We start from the raw sequence: 15,837 nt of genomic DNA on the forward strand, positions 1-15,837 counted from the left end.
ATAAGTTAATGCAAGTTTAAAAACTTGATGGGCAGCACAGGATGGAAAAAGAGTGAAGGGCCGGAGCGGGGCTCCGGCTGGAAAGGGGTCAGGCGTCGAACGGAGAATGGTTGTCGAGCACGGCCTGAATGACGTTCAGCGCGCCCTGATGGTTGTTGTCGTCGGTGCCGTAGCGGCTGATTTCTTTAATGCTCTCTGCCGCGTTGCCCATGGCAAAGGAGTACTTCACCAGCTTCAGCATTTCCGCATCGTTGCCGCTGTCGCCGATCGCCACGCATTCCTGCGGGGAGACGTTCCAGCGCTTGAGCAGGCGGCTGATGCCGTTGGCTTTGTGCAGGCCGGGAATGATTAAATCGACAAAGCCAAAGCCGCTGGTCACCGGCTTCATAATGCCGTCGAGCGAGACGTGCAGCTTATCAACGAGGTTCGGGATATCGCTGTCCGGCAGGTTCAGGGAGAACTTGAACAGCACGTCGTCGATTTCACGGTAATCGCTGATGCGCTTTAAGCGGTGATAGTGTTTCGACATCAGCGCCACGAACGCGTCTGGCGCCTTGTCGCTGACGTAGGCGCTTTCCAGCCCGCAGGCCACGAAGTTCAGTCCTTTATCTTTCAGCAGCTCGCCAATCACGATCTGCGACTCGTGCTTCGTCAGCTCGCCGTGGAAAATCTGTTCGCCGCGGTCGAAGACCAGCGCGCCGTTTTCCGCCACGAAGGAGATCTGCGCTTTGAGTTCCGGGAAGAAGGAGATGAGCTGGTAATACTGGTTGCCGCTGGCGACAACAAATTCAATATTGCGCGCCTTAAGCTGCGCGAACTGTGCCTGGAAGCGGTCGCGATCGTACTGCTTGGCGTCATCCAGGAAAGTACCGTCCATATCGGTGACGATAACTTTTACGGTCATACTGTGCTCCAGAGTCACTTCGTTTTGAAACATTCTAATAACAAGGTGACGGGGAGCACAAATTTATTTCATTCGAAAGTAAAAGCAAAACGGCAACCGAGGTTACCGTTTTTAGTTTTTCTCCCTCTCCCCGTGGGAGAGGGCCGGGGTGAGGGCATCAGCGTGCGCATTTCCCCTCACCCTCAGGAGAGAGGGGATAACGCGTTACAATGTATGCTCAGTACGGGCGATGATATCGTCCTGCGCGTCCGGCGACAGGGCGGTGAAGAACGCCGAGTAGCCCGCTACGCGCACCACCAGGTCGCGATACTGGTCAGGGTGCTTCTTCGCTTCCAGCAGCGTTTCGCGCGAGACGATGTTGTACTGAATGTGCCAGCCTTTATGCACCTCGAAGAAGGTGCGCAGCAGCACCATCAGCTTCTGACGGTCGCCGTCGTTTTCCAGCGTCGACGGGTTCAGCTTCTGGTTCAGCAGCACGCCGCCGAGAATCGCCTCGGTCGGCAGCTTGCCCACGGAGCCGATAACCGCCGTCGGGCCGAGGTGGTCGGTACCGGACGACGGGCTTGCGCCTTCCGCCAGCGGGGTATATGCCTTACGACCGTCCGGCGTTGCCATCGTCGCCGCGCCAAACGGCACGTTCGCGGAGATAGACGACGTGCCCGCATAGTAATTACCGCCAATCGGGCCGCGGCCGTAGCGCGGGTTGTGGTACTGCTTCAGCTCTTCGATGTAGGTTTGATAGGCGCGCGCCAGCAGGAGATCCACGCTGTCGTCGTCGTTACCGTACTTCGGCGCGCCGTTGATCAGGCGCTGGCGCAGCTGCTCGTGGGTAAGGCCCTCATAGTCATCGGCCAGCGCTGCCGCCAGCTGCTGCTGGCCAATCGCGCCCTGTTCGAAGACCAGCTTCTTCACCGCCGCCAGGCTGTTGCCGAGGTTAGCAATGCCGACCTGCAGGCCGGAAACCCAGTCATACTTTGCGCCGCCCTGCTTGATGCTTTTCGCGCGCTCGATGCAGTCGTCCACCAGCGCGGAGCAGAGAATGTCGTGCACGTTCTCCTCCAGCATGGTGTCCACCACGTACTCGATTTCGATGGATTTGCGGGTGTAGTAGCGGATCTGCGTATCCCAGGCGGCCATCACCTCGTCGAAGTTATCGAAATTACCCGCGGAGAGCGCTTTCTCCTGCGGCAGGAACACCTTGCCGCTGGTGGCGTCGCGTCCGCCTTCCATCGCCGCGAGCATTACGCGGGCGAAGTTAATAAAGCTCATGCCGGTGCAGCGGTAGCCCCACTTGCCGCCCACGGCGGTTTCGATGCAGCCGATCGCCGCATAGTCGTAGGCGTCGTCTTTCTCTACGCCGAGCTTGATAAATTCCGGGATCACGATTTCATCATTGTTAAACGCCGGCATGCCGAAGCCGCAGCGGATCACCTGCACGCAGGCGTCGAGGAAGTCGTTGCTCATGCCCGCGTGGTAGCGCACGCTCAGGTTCGGCTGGGTGGAGCGCAGGCGACCGCAGGATTCCAGAATCGCGTAGGAGAGCGGGTTCACCGCGTCCATCGGCTCGCCGTTCACCAGCTTCTGGCCGCCAATCGTGACGTTCTGATACAGCGGGCTGCCCGCCGAGGCCTTGGAGTGCGAGCCGGAGCGGATCTTGTTCACTTCCAGCAGCTTCAGCCAGCAGCTGTGCAGCAGCTCGATGGCGTGCTCTCGGTCGAGGCTCTGGTTCAGCTCCACGTCGCGGCGGTAGAACGGATAGAGATACTGGTCCATGCGGGCGAACGACACGGAGTGGCCGTTGGACTCAATCTGCAGGATCAGCTGGATGAAGTAGCACAGCTGCAGCGCCTGCCAGAAGGTTTTCGGCGGCTCGTGGGCAATTACGTCGCAGTTTTCCGCCATCGCCAGCAGCTCGTCGCGGCGGCTTTCGCGGGTCTCTGTTGACGCCATTTCGCGCGCCAGGTCGGCAAAGCGCGTGATGTGCAGGCTCACCGCGTCCAGCACGATGTCAATTGCCTTCAGGAACTGGTCGCCGTGCAGGTCTTCCAGCACCGTCAGGTTGATGCGCGAGCGGCGTTCGGCAACCTTCGCGCGCAGGCCGTCGAGGCCCATTTCCAGCACCAGCGGGAAGTTGACCGCCAGATGCGCATCGCCGGAGGTCATGTTGCCTTCGGCTTTAATAATGCCCGTCTCCAGCAGGCCTTTCTGCTCGTCGGTAAACATGCCGTAGCAGCGGTCCTGCACCGTCTGGCCGCGCCACCACGGGCAGATCTCATGCAGCACGCGCTTGTTCTCTTCGCTCACCGCAAAGCCCGCGCCCGGACGATCCGCCAGGTCGTCGATCTCTTTTTCAATCCACGACACGGTGTATTCCGGGAAGATCGGCGCGGCGCGCACTTCGCTCGCCTGGTTACCGATGATCAGCTCGTCGTGCTTGATCCAGATGGTGCGATTCGCCAGGTGATGGGCCAGCGCCAGCGCGCGGCGCACCGGGATCGGCTTGTCCAGGTGCTGCTGGTACATTTCGGTGTAGTGCTGCGCGCGCTCGGTACAGACCGGCGGCTTAACGATATGCACCAGGGCCATTTTGTGCGCTTTAATGCGCTCGCTGAGCGTGTTGAGATTCAAAGTCGTCATCAGTTTATCCTCGTAAGGTCGCGGTTAGCCCTTTCTGGCAGGCGTACGTCTGGGCAAAGTCCAGTATTTCCGGGCTATCCAGCGGTTTATCAGGGGCAGAGTAAGGTTGGCCGAGCAGGGTGTATTTGTTCATGCCCAGCGTGTGGTACGGCAGAAAATGAATATCGTGTACGTTGAGTTCGTCCGCCGCGAAGTTGGTAATGGCGGTCACGGAGGCTTCATCGGCGTTAAAGCCCTGAATGAGCGGCACGCGGATGGTGATCTTCTTCCCGGCGGCGGCCAGACGCTTGAGGTTCTCCAGGATGCGCTTTGCCGAGCCGTCGGTCCACTGTTTGAACACTTCAGGATCAACGTGTTTCAGGTCGGCGAGGAACAGATCGACATACGGTAATGACGGCTCGATGTAGTGCCACGGCACGTGCAGGCAGGTTTCAACGGCGGTATGAATGCCCTGTTCATGGCTCGCCTTGAACAGGTCGTGCGCCAGCTCGGGATTCATAAACGGCTCGCCGCCGGAGAGCGTCAGGCCGCCGCCGCTGCGGTCGTAAAAAGGCTTGTCGCGCAGCACGGTCGCCATAATCTCGGCGACGGGTTTTTCTTCACCGCAGACGGTGAGCGCCTGCGTCGGGCAGCAGGGGGTGAGGGCGTTCAGCGCGTCGTCGTTCAGCTTTTCGCGGTGGATCACCAGCCCGTTCAGCGTACGCTCAACCACGCCCGGCGCGGCCTGCTGGCACAGGTCGCAGCCGTCAAGGCACAGGCGCGCGTCAAACAGCACGTCCCGGGTGCGGGAGCGGCTTTCCGGGTTCTGACACCAGCGGCAGCCCAGCGAGCAGCCTTTCAGGAATACTACGGTGCGGATGCCGGGGCCGTCGTGGGTAGAGTAACGCTGAATATTGAAGATCATGATTTCGCCTCTCGTGTTGCGTATGAAGATTAAATGACTTTCGAATGAAAGTTATCTTGATGTGGGTCAACTCTTGAGCGGGTTTTGCCGTGATAGGGTTAGCGCAGGCTAATTTTGAGGATCACATCATGGAACTCTATCTGGATACATCTGACGTTGCGGCGGTGAAAAAGCTGGCGCGCATCTTCCCGCTGGCTGGCGTAACGACTAACCCAAGCATCGTGGCGGCGGGTAAAAAGCCGCTGGACGTGCTGCTGCCGGAGCTGCAAGACGCGCTCGGCGGTAAAGGCCGCCTGTTTGCGCAGGTTATGGCGAGCAGCGCCGAAGGCATGGTCGAAGACGCGCGCAAGCTGCGCGCGATTATTAGCGATCTGGTGGTGAAAGTGCCGGTCACCGCGGAAGGCCTGGCGGCAATTAAAATGCTAAAAGCGGAAGGAATACCGACCCTGGGCACTGCCGTTTACGGCGCGGCGCAGGGGATGCTCTCCGCGCTGGCGGGGGCCGAGTACGTTGCCCCTTACGTTAACCGCGTGGACGCGCAGGGCGGAGACGGGATCCAGACGGTGGTGGAATTACAGCAGCTGCTGACGCTGCACGCGCCGCAGTCAAACGTGCTGGCCGCCAGCTTCAAAACCCCGCGCCAGGCGCTGGACTGCCTGCTGGCAGGCTGCGAATCCATTACGCTGCCGCTGGACGTGGCGCAGCAGTTTATTACCTCTCCGGCAGTGGATGCGGCGATCGTGAAGTTTGAGCAGGACTGGCAGGGGGCGTTTGGACGGACGTCGATTTGACGCTGTTGCCGGATGGCGCTGACGCTTAGCCGGCCTACGATTTTCTCCCTCTCCCTGTGGGAGAGGGCCGGGGTGAGGGCATCACGCCGCGATGCGGTTTAACCTCCGCACACCTCGCACCCCGGATTGCGCATCAGCTTCATCTCGCGGAACTGGCAGGTCATCGCGTCGTACATCACGATTTTCCCCGCGGCGGGCGCACCGTAATGCGCTAATACCTTGATCGCTTCCATCGCCTGCAGCGACCCAATCACGCCGACCAAAGGCGCCATCACGCCCGCCTCCACGCAGGTCAATGCATTTTCGCCGAACAGGCGGCTCAGGCAGCGGTAGCAGGGTTCACCTTCCGCGTACGTGAAAACGCTGACCTGTCCCTCCATGCGGATCGCCGCGCCGGAAACCAGCGGCGTTTTGTGGGCGAAACAGCCGGCGTTAAGCTGCTGTCGAATGGCGACGTTGTCGGTGCAGTCCAGCACCAGATCGTGCCGCGCAATCTGCTCGCCGAGCGCCGCGTCGTCCAGCATGGCGTCAATGAGCGTGAGCTGAATGTTGGGATTGATGCGCGCCAGCGCCGCGCGGGCGGATTCAACCTTCGGCTGGCCGACGGTCGCATCGCTGTGCAGCGTCTGGCGCTGCAGGTTGGACACCGATACCGTATCAAAATCCAGCAGCGTCATGCGGCCCACGCCCGCCGCGGCAAGATACTGCGCCGCCGCGCAGCCCAGCCCGCCGAGCCCGACCACCAGCACGTTCGCCGCCTTCAGCGCTTCCTGGCCCTCGAAGTCAAAACCGCGCAGCACGATCTGGCGGTTATAGCGCATCATCTCCTGGTCGCTCAGCTCAACCGTCATCTTAGCCTCCGAACAGGTGGTTAAAGGCTTCCACCTCAACCCATTCGCCGGCTTCCACATTGCCGCGCTCGCGCTCCAGCACGATGAAGCAGTTGCCCTGGCTGAAGGAGCTAAAAATGTGCGAGCCCTGGTGGCCGGTGGTGCTCACCTCCAGCTCGCCGTCGGCGCTGCGCGTTAAAATGCCGCGCTGGAAATCAAGGCGTCCCGGGGATTTCTTCAGCCGCGTGGCCGCGCGCGCGCGCTGGCGGGCGGGAAGCGGGCTGGCGCGGTTGCCGGAAAGCGTCGCCAGCAGCGGCTGCACCAGCTGGTAGAAGGTGAGGGCGGCGGAGACCGGGTTGCCCGGCAGGCCGCAGAACCAGCTGTTGGCCAGCTTGCCGAAGGCGAACGGTTTGCCCGGCTTAATCGCCAGCTTCCAGAAGGCGATTTCGCCCAGCTCGTCGAGAATGGTTTTGGTGTAGTCCGCTTCGCCGACGGAGACGCCGCCGGAGCTGATCACCACGTCCGCGGATTTGTCCGCCTCGATAAAGGCGGCGCGCAGCTTGTCCGGATCGTCAGGAATAATGCCGAGGTTAATCACCTCGCAGCCCAGCTGCTCGAGCATCAGGTGCACCGCCAGGCGGTTGGTGTCGTAAATCTGGCCGTCCCTCAGCGGCTGGCCCGGAAGCTGGAGTTCATCGCCCGTCGAGAAGACCGCCACGCGCACCCTGCGGATAACGTCAACCTCCGCGATGCCGAGCGAGGCCAGCACCGGCAGCTCGGCGACGGTCAGCTTCTGCCCGGCGGCAAAGACGGTCGCGCCGAGGGTAATATCTTCCCCTACGCGGCGAATGTTCTGGCCCCGTTTAACCTCAGCGGTAAAACGCACGCCGCCGTCGGTTTGTTCCGCCTCTTCCTGCATCACCACCGCGTCGCAGCCTGCCGGAACCGGGGCGCCGGTCATAATGCGCACGCAGGTGCCCGCTGGCCACTCACCGCTGAACGGCTGGCCCGCAAAGGCTTTTCCCGCCACCGGCAGCGGCTGCCCCGCCTGAATATCCGCCAGGCGTACCGCGTAACCGTCCATGGCCGAGTTATCAAACCCCGGCACGTTCAGCGGCGAAACGATATCGCGGGCGACGATGCGGCCAAAGCAGCGCGCAAGCGGCAGCGTCTCGCGGTCGTGCAGGGGGGAAACGCGGTCAAGCATCTGCGTCAATGCCGTCTCAAGCGGCATCAGTCCGGCGGTAAAATCCATGGTGGGCTCCTGAGGAGTAAAAACGAAAGCGCTCATTATGGCAGAAAAGTGCCGCTAACTGTATGACCCGCAGGCGTAAGCTTTACATCCCTCCTGCGTCTTTCTATATTCAAAAATCATCTGAATAATCATCGACAATAATGATATTTATAGAAAAAGCGGCAGACAGGGCCGACGGGTGAGGCGAAATGGGTAAGGCAGTGATTGCAATTCATGGCGGTGCCGGGGCCATTACACGGTCGCAGCTCACGCCGGAGCAGGAAAAGCGCTATATCGATGCGCTGTACGAGATTGTGGAAACCGGCCAGCGGATGCTGGAGGCGGGCGAGAGCGCGCTTGACGTGGTGACCGAAGCGGTGCGCCTGCTGGAGGAGTGCCCGCTGTTCAATGCGGGGATCGGTTCGGTCTTTACCCGCGATGAAACGCACGAGCTGGATGCCTGCGTGATGGACGGCGTCACCCTCAAGGCCGGGGCGGTGGCGGGCGTGACGCGCCTGCGCAATCCGGTGCTGGCGGCGCGCCTGGTGATGGAGCAAAGCCCGCACGTCCTGATGGCGGGAGCCGGGGCGGAGCGCTTTGCCGCCGGGCACGGTACGGCGCTCGTTCCGCCCGACACGTTTTCAACGCCTGAACGCTACCAGCAGCTGCTGGAGGCGCGTTCGGCCGGCGTGACGCAGCTCGACCACGTTGCGCCACTGGACGAAAGCACCAAGATGGGCACGGTGGGCGCGGTCGCGCTGGATAAGGCGGGCAATCTCGCCGCCGCGACCTCAACCGGCGGGATGACCAACAAGCTGCCGGGCAGGGTCGGCGACAGCCCGCTGCCGGGCGCGGGATGCTATGCCAATAACGCCACGGCGGCGGTGTCGTGCACCGGCACCGGCGAAGTGTTTATCCGCACCCTGGCGGCGTACGACATTACCGCGCTGATGGATTACGGCGGCCTGAGCCTGAGCGAGGCCTGCGAGCGCGTGGTGATGGAAAAACTGCCCGCGCTGGGCGGCGAGGGCGGATTAATCGCCGTCGATCGCGAGGGAAACGTCGCGCTGCCGTTCAACAGCGAAGGGATGTACCGCGCCTGGGGCTACGCCGGCGACGAGCCCAGCACCGGAATTTATCGTGAATAAGGGGGCATCGCGTGCCGCACAGTGAAGAGCTGGACAGCCGGGAAGTGCTGGCGGTCCGCCGGCTGAATATTGCGTTTCAGGACGAGCGGCAGTTCATCCCCGCAGTACAGGATTTATCGTTCTCGCTGAAGCGCGGCGAGACGCTGGCGATCGTCGGCGAGTCCGGTTCCGGCAAGTCGGTTACGGCGCTGGCGCTGATGCGTCTGCTGGAAACGTCCGGCGTGCAGGTGACCAGCGAGCAGATCCTGCTTCGCCGCCGCAACCGCCAGGTAATTGATTTAGACGAGCTGAGCGCGGCGCAAATGCAGGGCGTGCGCGGTGCAGACATCGCTATGATCTTTCAGGAGCCGATGACCTCGCTTAACCCGGTTTTTCCGATCGGCGAGCAGATTGCCGAATCCATCCGGCTGCATCAGGGGCTGAGCGGCGAAGAGGCGATGAACGAGGCGCGGCGGATGCTGGAACGGGTGCGCATCCCGGAGGCGCAGACCATTCTGGGCCGCTACCCGCACCAGCTCTCCGGAGGAATGCGCCAGCGCGTGATGATCGCCATGGCGCTGTCGTGCCGCCCGGCGGTGCTGATTGCGGATGAACCGACCACCGCGCTGGACGTGACCATTCAGGCGCAGATCCTGCAGCTGATCAACGTCCTGCAGCAGGAGATGGAGATGGGGGTGATTTTTATCACCCACGATATGGGCGTGGTGGCCGACATTGCCGACCGCGTGCTGGTGATGCACCAGGGCCATGCGGTGGAAACGGGCAGCGTTGAGCAGATTTTTCACGCGCCGGTCCATCCCTATACCAAAGCGCTGCTGGCCGCGGTGCCGAAGCTCGGGGCAATGAATGGCTGCGATCTGCCGCGGCGCTTTCCGCTGATGTCCTCTGACGGAGCCGGAAGCCCGGAGCCGGAAGACGAGCAGGATACCGTGGTCGCCGGCAGGCCGATCCTTGAGGTGCGCAATCTGGTGACCCGCTTTCCCCTGCGCGGCGGCATCCTCAACCGCGTTAAGCGGGAAGTGCACGCCGTTGAAAACGTCAGCTTTGATCTGTGGCCCGGCGAAACGCTGGCGCTGGTGGGCGAGTCGGGAAGCGGTAAATCGACCATTGGACGGGCGCTGCTGCGGCTGGTGGAGTCGCAGGAGGGCAGCATCACCTTTAACGGCGAGCGCATTGACGCGCTGCCCCAGCGCAGGCTGCAGGCGGTGCGCCGGGATATTCAGTTTATCTTTCAGGACCCTTACGCCTCGCTCGATCCGCGCCATACGGTGGGCTATTCAATTATGGAGCCGCTGCGCGTGCATAACCTCCTCGACGGCGAGGCGGCGCAGCGACGCGTTGCCTGGCTGCTCGAGCGCGTGGGGCTGAAGCCGGAACACGCCTGGCGTTATCCGCACGAGTTTTCCGGCGGCCAGCGGCAGCGGATCTGCATCGCCCGCGCGCTGGCGCTCAACCCGAAGGTGGTAATTGCCGACGAGTCGGTTTCGGCCCTCGACGTTTCTATTCGCGCGCAAATCATCAATCTGCTGCTCGATCTCCAGCGGGATATGGGGATCGCGTTTCTGTTTATTTCCCACGACATGGCGGTGGTAGAGCGCATCAGCCACCGCGTGGCGGTGATGTACATGGGGCAAATCGTTGAGATGGGCCCGCGGCGGGCGGTATTTGAAAACCCGCAGCACCCGTACACCCGCAAGCTGATGGCCGCCGTTCCGGTCGCCGATCCTGCGCATCGCCACGCCCAGCGCGTGCTGCTGCAGGATGAAATGCCGAGCAATATCCGCAAGCGGGGCGAAACCATGGAGCGCGTGACGCTGCGTGAAGTCGGCCCCGGACATTTTGTGGCACCGCCGCGTCAGGACAATGCATTCTCGCGGCTTTAACTTTCACCAGGCAGGAGAACACAATGGTTAACTTTGTTGCTCGTAAATGGCTTTTAGCCGCGAGCGTGACGGCTGCTCTGGCCGCATCCCCCGCGTTCGCTGCCAAGGACGTGGTGGTTGCGGTCGGGTCAAACTTCACGACGCTGGATCCGTATGACGCCAACGATACGCTTTCCCAGGCGGTGGCGAAGTCCTTCTATCAGGGGCTGTTTGGCCTCGATAAAGAGATGAAGCTCAAGAACGTGCTGGCAGAGAGCTATACCGTTTCCGACGACGGGCTGGTCTACACCATCAAGCTCAAAACCGGGGTTAAGTTCCAGGACGGGACCGACTTCAACGCGCAGGCGGTTAAGGTAAACCTCGATCGCGCCAGCGATCCGGCGAGCGGCCTCAAGCGCTATAACCTGTATAAAAATATCGCCAGCACCGAGGCGGTCGATCCTACGACGGTGAAGATCACCCTCAAAGAGCCGTTCTCGGCGTTTATCAATATTCTGGCGCATCCGGCGACGGCGATGATTTCGCCCGCCGCGCTGAAGAAATACGGCAACGAGATCGGCTTCCACCCGGTCGGAACCGGCCCGTACGAGCTGGTCACCTGGAACCAGACCGATTTTGTGAAGGTGAAGAAATTTGCCGGATACTGGCAGAAGGGGCTGCCGAAGCTGGACACCATTACCTGGCGTCCGGTAGTTGACAACAACACCCGCGCGGCGATGCTGCAAACCGGCGAGGCGCAGTTCGCCTTCCCGATCCCCTACGAGCAGGCCGCGCTGCTGAAGAAGAACAGCAAGCTGGAGCTGGTGGCCAGCCCGTCGATCATGCAGCGCTACATCAGCATGAACGTCACGCAAAAGCCGTTTGATAATCCGAAGGTGCGCGAGGCGATCAACTACGCCATTAACCGCCAGGCGCTGGTGAAGGTGGCCTTTGCGGGATACGCCACGCCGGCCACCGGCGTGCTGCCGCCGTCGATTGAGTATTCCCAGGCCTATAAGCCGTGGCCTTACGACCCGGCCAGGGCGCGCGAGCTGTTGAAAGAGGCCGGGTTCCCGAACGGCTTTAGCACCACGCTGTGGTCATCGCACAATCACAGCACCGCGCAGAAGGTGCTGCAGTTTACCCAACAGCAGCTGGCGCAGGTGGGCATTAAGGCGCAGGTAACGGCGATGGACGCCGGGCAGCGCGCGGCCGAGGTGGAGGGCAAAGGGCAGAAAGAGAGCGGGGTGAGAATGTTCTACACCGGCTGGACCGCCTCGACCGGCGAAGCGGACTGGGCGCTCTCCCCGCTGTTCGCCTCGCAGAACTGGCCGCCGACGCTGTTTAATACCGCGTTCTACAGCAACCCGCAGGTTGATAAGGACCTGACCGACGCGCTGAACACCACGAAGCCGGAAGAGAAGGCGCGCCTGTATAAAGAGGCGCAGGATATCATCTGGAAAGAGTCGCCGTGGGTGCCGCTGGTGGTCGAAAAGCTGGTATCGGCCCATAACAAAGCGCTGACCGGGTTCTATATCATGCCGGACACGGGCTTTAGCTTCGACGACGCGGATCTGAAATAAGAGAACTCATTCCCGCGGGCGCAGGCCTGCGGGATGAGAGGGAAAGGCATGCTGAATTATGTTTGTAAACGCCTGCTGGGGCTGCTCCCGACGCTGCTGATCGTAGCGGTGCTGGTGTTTTTGTTTGTCCATATGCTGCCGGGCGATCCGGCGCGCCTGATAGCAGGTCCCGAGGCGGACGCCACGGTCATTGAGCTGGTGCGTAAGCAGCTGGGGCTGGATCAGCCGCTGTACAGGCAGTTCCTGCACTATATCGGCAACGTTCTGCAGGGCGATTTCGGCACCTCGATGGTTTCGCGGCGCCCGGTATCAGAAGAGATTGCCAGCCGATTTATGCCCACCTTCTGGCTAACGATTGCCAGCATGGCCTGGGCGGTGCTGTTCGGCCTTGCGGCGGGCATCGTGGCCGCCGTCTGGCGCAACCGCTGGCCGGATAAGCTAGGGATGGCGCTGGCCGTTACCGGCATCTCCTTCCCGGCCTTTGCCCTTGGGATGCTGCTGATGCAGGTCTTTTCCGTTGAGCTGGGCTGGCTGCCGACGGTGGGGGCCGATACCTGGAAGCACTATATTTTGCCTTCCCTGACGCTGGGCGCGGCCGTGGCGGCGGTAATGGCGCGCTTTACCCGCGCGTCGTTTGTCGACGTGCTGAGCGAGGACTACATCCGCACCGCGCGGGCGAAAGGGGTGAGCGAGAAGTGGGTGATCCTCAAGCACGGCTTTCGCAACGCGATGATCCCGGTGGTGACGATGATGGGGCTGCAGTTTGGCTTCCTTCTGGGCGGCTCTATCGTGGTGGAAAAAGTCTTCAACTGGCCGGGGCTGGGGCGACTGCTGGTGGACTCGGTGGAGATGCGCGACTACCCGGTGATTCAGGCGGAAGTGCTGCTGTTTTCACTGGAGTTTATTCTTATCAACTTAGTGGTGGACGTGCTGTACGCCGCCATTAACCCGGCTATCAGGTACAAATAAAATGCGATTATTGAACTGGCGGCGTGAAGCCATGATAAACGCGATGCCGGGGGTCAGGCCGGAACGCGTCAGAACGCCGTGGTCTGAATTTTGGCGGCGCTTTCGCCGCCAGCCCGTGGCGCTGGCAGCGGGGATTTTCGTCCTGCTGCTGATTGTAGTTGCGGTGCTGGCTCCGTGGATAGCGCCGTTTGATGCGGAAAATTATTTCGACTATGACCGCCTGAACGACGGCCCGTCGATGGTGCACTGGTTCGGCGTGGATTCACTGGGGCGCGACATCTTTAGCCGCGTGCTGGTGGGCGCGCAGATCTCGCTTGCCGCTGGCGTCTTTGCCGTGCTGATTGGCGCGGCGATCGGTACGGTGCTCGGCCTGGTTGCCGGGTATTACGAAGGCTGGTGGGACCGCGTGATTATGCGCATCTGCGACGTGCTGTTTGCCTTCCCCGGCATCCTGCTGGCTATTGCCGTGGTGGCGATCATGGGCAGCGGCATGGCGAACGTCATTATCGCCGTGGCGGTCTTCTCCATTCCCGCCTTTGCGCGCCTGGTGCGCGGCAATACGCTGGTGCTCAAGCAGCAGACGTTTATCGAGTCGGCGCGCAGCGTGGGGGCGAGCGATGCCACCATTCTGTTCAGCCATATTTTGCCGGGCACGGTGTCGTCTATCGTGGTCTATTTCACGATGCGGATCGGCGTGTCGATAATCTCGGCGGCCAGCCTGTCGTTTCTGGGATTGGGCGCTCAGCCGCCGACGCCGGAGTGGGGCGCGATGCTGAACGAGGCAAGGGCAGATATGGTAATTGCGCCGCATGTCGCAATTTTCCCGAGCCTGGCGATTTTCCTGACGGTGCTGGCGTTTAACCTGCTGGGGGACGGGCTGCGCGATGCGCTGGATCCGAGGATAAAGGGGTAAGTTTTTGCCCCTCACCCTAACCCTCTCCCCGTAGGGGAGAGGGGACGGTTCGGAGCGTTTTTTCACCCTCACCCCTCCGGGAAGAGGGGAATAAACGCTAAATTAAACCCGGCTACCCCACAGGTCGTACTCGTCGGCGTTTTCAACCTTCACGCGAATAATATCCCCCGGCTTAACCCTGGTTTCACCGTTCAGATACACCGCGCCGTCGATTTCCGGTGCATCGGCCATGCTGCGGCCAATCGCGCCTTCTTCATCCACTTCATCAATAATTACCAGAATCTCGCGGCCCACTTTTTCCTGCAGGCGCTCGGCGGAGATCTGCTGCTGGAGCTGCATAAAGCGGTTCCAGCGTTCTTCTTTCACCTCTTCCGGCACCTGGTCGGCCAGCTCGTTGGCAGTTGCGCCTTCAACCGGGCTGTACTTGAAGCAGCCGACGCGGTCCAGACGCGCTTCTTTCAGGAAGTCGAGCAGCATCTGGAAATCTTCTTCGGTTTCACCCGGGAAGCCGACGATAAAGGTCGAGCGCAGGGTCAGCTCCGGGCAGATTTCGCGCCACTGCTTGATGCGCGCCAGCTGGCGGTCAACGGAGCCGGGACGCTTCATCAGCTTCAGGATGCGCGGGCTGGCGTGCTGCAGCGGAATGTCCAGGTACGGCAGGATTTTGCCTTCCGCCATCAGCGGGATGACGTCGTCAACGTGCGGGTAAGGGTAAACGTAGTGCAGACGTGTCCAGATCCCGAGTTTCGAAAGCTGTTCGCACAGGCCCACCATGCTGGTTTTCACCGGCTCGCCGTTGTGGAAGCCGGAGCGGTGCTTCACGTCCACGCCGTAGGCCGAGGTATCCTGGGAGATCACCAGCAGCTCTTTGACGCCCGCGTCGGCCAGGCGTTTGGCTTCGGCCAGCACCTCGCCAATCGGACGGCTTACCAGATCGCCGCGCATCGACGGGATGATGCAGAAGGTGCAGCGGTGGTTGCAGCCTTCGGAAATTTTCAGGTACGCATAGTGGCGCGGCGTCAGCTTCACGCCCTGTTCCGGCACCAGGCTCAGGAACGGGTTGTGCTTCGGTTTTGGCACGTAGTGATGAACGTGTTCCAGCACCTGCTCGTAGCTGTGCGGGCCGGTGATCTCCAGCACCTTCGGATGCACTTCGCGGATCTGATCCACCTTCGCGCCCAGGCAGCCGGTCACGATGACCTTGCCGTTTTCCGTCAGGGCTTCACCGATGGCTTCCAGAGACTCCTGGACCGCGCTGTCGATAAAGCCGCAGGTGTTGACAATCACCATGTCGGCGTTGTCGTAGCTTGGCACCACGTCATAGCCCTCGGTGCGCAGTTCGGTCAGGATACGTTCAGAATCCACCAGGTTTTTCGGGCAGCCCAGGGAGACAAAGCCGATTTTCGGCTGGTGCGTAACATTGCTCATAGGTTAAAAATTCATCAATTATGGAGTTATCAGGGCGGGATTTTACAGCGTTCCGCGGGGGATTTATACACTCTTTGCGGGGATAGGGGTGAGGTTGAACGTTGTAACAATGTAAAGAATGTTAAGCAGTTTAGTTTTATTGATCCCAGGCATTAAATTGTACAAAAAATAACCTTATTCTTATTGTGCACTAAGGCTGACAGAGGAGGAACTAGCATGTCCGTTGACAGACTGAAACGCGATCTGCTGAACAAGCTGATCGACGTCAGAATCGACCTTGCCGCCTATCTGCAGTTGAGAAAGGCGAAGGGGTACATGTCAGTCAGCGAAAGCGAACATCTGCGTGATAATCTCTTTGAACTCTGTAATTTCATGCGCGAGAAAGCGCCGACCCTGAAAGCGGAATTCGACGAAAGCGAACGGATTGCGCTGCGCCGTGCCGCCGAAACGCTTTCTGTCGCAGGGGTATGTTTGATGAACGGACACCACGACTGCCCCACGTTTATCGCCGTCAACGCGGATAAGCTCGAAAACTGCCTGACTACGATCTCGCTTTGCATCATGTGTCTGAACAAGCAGGAAAAGCTTGAACAGCATTAAGCCCGGGGGAGGCAACTCCCCCTTCTGATTAAGC

13 protein-coding genes are annotated in these 15,837 nt (G+C 60.9%); 7 read left to right on the forward strand and 6 right to left on the reverse strand.

Annotation, left to right across the window (positions count from 1 at the left end; all coding sequences use genetic code 11):
* Nucleotides 1-88: 88 nt before the first annotated feature.
* The 3 genes from V1599_RS09600 to V1599_RS09610 form a co-directional block, all read right to left on the reverse strand.
* On the reverse strand, nt 89-904 hold the full coding sequence (locus V1599_RS09600) for a Cof-type HAD-IIB family hydrolase (protein ID WP_395301441.1): 816 nt from the start codon (nt 902-904) through the stop codon (nt 89-91).
* A gap of 204 nt (nt 905-1,108) precedes the next feature.
* Entirely contained in the window at nt 1,109-3,541 is a 2,433-nt protein-coding gene (locus V1599_RS09605) for a formate C-acetyltransferase/glycerol dehydratase family glycyl radical enzyme (RefSeq protein ID WP_112012206.1), read from the reverse strand.
* 4 nt (nt 3,542-3,545) lie between these two features.
* Nucleotides 3,546-4,445, reverse strand: a complete 900-nt coding sequence (locus V1599_RS09610) for a glycyl-radical enzyme activating protein (protein ID WP_297118962.1) — start codon at nt 4,443-4,445, stop codon at nt 3,546-3,548.
* Nucleotides 4,446-4,573: 128 nt separating this feature from the next.
* Between V1599_RS09610 and fsa the strand changes: the two genes are divergently transcribed.
* The gene (gene fsa / locus V1599_RS09615; RefSeq protein WP_297118961.1) at nt 4,574-5,236 is read left to right on the forward strand and encodes a fructose-6-phosphate aldolase; all 663 of its coding nucleotides are present in this window, start codon (nt 4,574-4,576) and stop codon (nt 5,234-5,236) included.
* 98 nt (nt 5,237-5,334) lie between these two features.
* On the opposite strand, the gene moeB is transcribed toward fsa, so the two are convergent.
* Together moeB and moeA are read right to left on the reverse strand one after the other, a co-directional pair.
* Entirely contained in the window at nt 5,335-6,087 is a 753-nt protein-coding gene (moeB, locus tag V1599_RS09620; RefSeq protein WP_297118959.1) for a molybdopterin-synthase adenylyltransferase MoeB, read from the reverse strand.
* A 1-nt stretch (nt 6,088) separates the two neighbouring features.
* The gene (gene moeA, locus V1599_RS09625) at nt 6,089-7,321 is read right to left on the reverse strand and encodes a molybdopterin molybdotransferase MoeA (protein ID WP_395301442.1); all 1,233 of its coding nucleotides are present in this window, start codon (nt 7,319-7,321) and stop codon (nt 6,089-6,091) included.
* Nucleotides 7,322-7,509: 188 nt separating this feature from the next.
* Here moeA and iaaA point away from each other — a divergent pair, with 188 nt between their 5' ends.
* The 5 genes from iaaA to gsiD are packed head-to-tail and all read left to right on the forward strand — an operon-like array spanning nt 7,510 to nt 13,775.
* Nucleotides 7,510-8,448 carry a beta-aspartyl-peptidase gene (gene iaaA, locus V1599_RS09630; protein WP_395301443.1) on the forward strand — a complete coding sequence of 313 codons (939 nt, stop codon included), beginning with the start codon at nt 7,510-7,512 and terminating at the stop codon, nt 8,446-8,448.
* Between the two features lie 11 nt (nt 8,449-8,459).
* Complete coding sequence (gene gsiA, locus V1599_RS09635; RefSeq protein ID WP_395301444.1) at nt 8,460-10,331, forward strand: glutathione ABC transporter ATP-binding protein GsiA; 1,872 nt, start codon at nt 8,460-8,462, stop codon at nt 10,329-10,331.
* 23 nt (nt 10,332-10,354) lie between these two features.
* Nucleotides 10,355-11,893, forward strand: a complete 1,539-nt coding sequence (gene gsiB, locus V1599_RS09640; RefSeq protein ID WP_395301445.1) for a glutathione ABC transporter substrate-binding protein GsiB — start codon at nt 10,355-10,357, stop codon at nt 11,891-11,893.
* A gap of 48 nt (nt 11,894-11,941) precedes the next feature.
* Nucleotides 11,942-12,862: a glutathione ABC transporter permease GsiC gene (gsiC, locus tag V1599_RS09645; protein WP_112012214.1), complete on the forward strand. Its 921-nt coding sequence runs from the start codon at nt 11,942-11,944 to the stop codon at nt 12,860-12,862.
* A 1-nt stretch (nt 12,863) separates the two neighbouring features.
* Nucleotides 12,864-13,775, forward strand: coding sequence for a glutathione ABC transporter permease GsiD (gsiD, locus tag V1599_RS09650; protein ID WP_395301446.1), 912 nt, complete (start codon nt 12,864-12,866; stop codon nt 13,773-13,775).
* A 102-nt stretch (nt 13,776-13,877) separates the two neighbouring features.
* On the opposite strand, the gene rimO is transcribed toward gsiD, so the two are convergent.
* Complete coding sequence (gene rimO / locus V1599_RS09655) at nt 13,878-15,203, reverse strand: 30S ribosomal protein S12 methylthiotransferase RimO (RefSeq protein ID WP_112012216.1); 1,326 nt, start codon at nt 15,201-15,203, stop codon at nt 13,878-13,880.
* A gap of 216 nt (nt 15,204-15,419) precedes the next feature.
* On the opposite strand from rimO, the gene bssR reads away from it, so the two are divergent.
* Entirely contained in the window at nt 15,420-15,803 is a 384-nt protein-coding gene (gene bssR / locus V1599_RS09660) for a biofilm formation regulator BssR (protein WP_112012217.1), read from the forward strand.
* Nucleotides 15,804-15,837: the final 34 nt, after the last annotated feature.

This window comes from Enterobacter sp. ECC-175 (assembly GCF_043968675.1).
Classification (GTDB): Bacteria; Pseudomonadota; Gammaproteobacteria; order Enterobacterales; family Enterobacteriaceae; genus Enterobacter.

Coding starts and splice junctions, on each gene's coding strand:
- gsiC (WP_112012214.1), top strand. CDS start 11,942: ATGCTGAATTATGTTTGTAAACGCCTGCTGGGGCTGCTCCCGACGCTG.
- V1599_RS09605 (WP_112012206.1), bottom strand. CDS start 3,541: ATGACGACTTTGAATCTCAACACGCTCAGCGAGCGCATTAAAGCGCAC.
- gsiD (WP_395301446.1), top strand. CDS start 12,864: ATGCGATTATTGAACTGGCGGCGTGAAGCCATGATAAACGCGATGCCG.
- moeB (WP_297118959.1), bottom strand. CDS start 6,087: ATGACGGTTGAGCTGAGCGACCAGGAGATGATGCGCTATAACCGCCAG.
- fsa (WP_297118961.1), top strand. CDS start 4,574: ATGGAACTCTATCTGGATACATCTGACGTTGCGGCGGTGAAAAAGCTG.
- iaaA (WP_395301443.1), top strand. CDS start 7,510: ATGGGTAAGGCAGTGATTGCAATTCATGGCGGTGCCGGGGCCATTACA.
- moeA (WP_395301442.1), bottom strand. CDS start 7,321: ATGGATTTTACCGCCGGACTGATGCCGCTTGAGACGGCATTGACGCAG.
- V1599_RS09610 (WP_297118962.1), bottom strand. CDS start 4,445: ATGATCTTCAATATTCAGCGTTACTCTACCCACGACGGCCCCGGCATC.
- gsiB (WP_395301445.1), top strand. CDS start 10,355: ATGGTTAACTTTGTTGCTCGTAAATGGCTTTTAGCCGCGAGCGTGACG.
- V1599_RS09600 (WP_395301441.1), bottom strand. CDS start 904: ATGACCGTAAAAGTTATCGTCACCGATATGGACGGTACTTTCCTGGAT.
- rimO (WP_112012216.1), bottom strand. CDS start 15,203: ATGAGCAATGTTACGCACCAGCCGAAAATCGGCTTTGTCTCCCTGGGC.
- bssR (WP_112012217.1), top strand. CDS start 15,420: ATGTCCGTTGACAGACTGAAACGCGATCTGCTGAACAAGCTGATCGAC.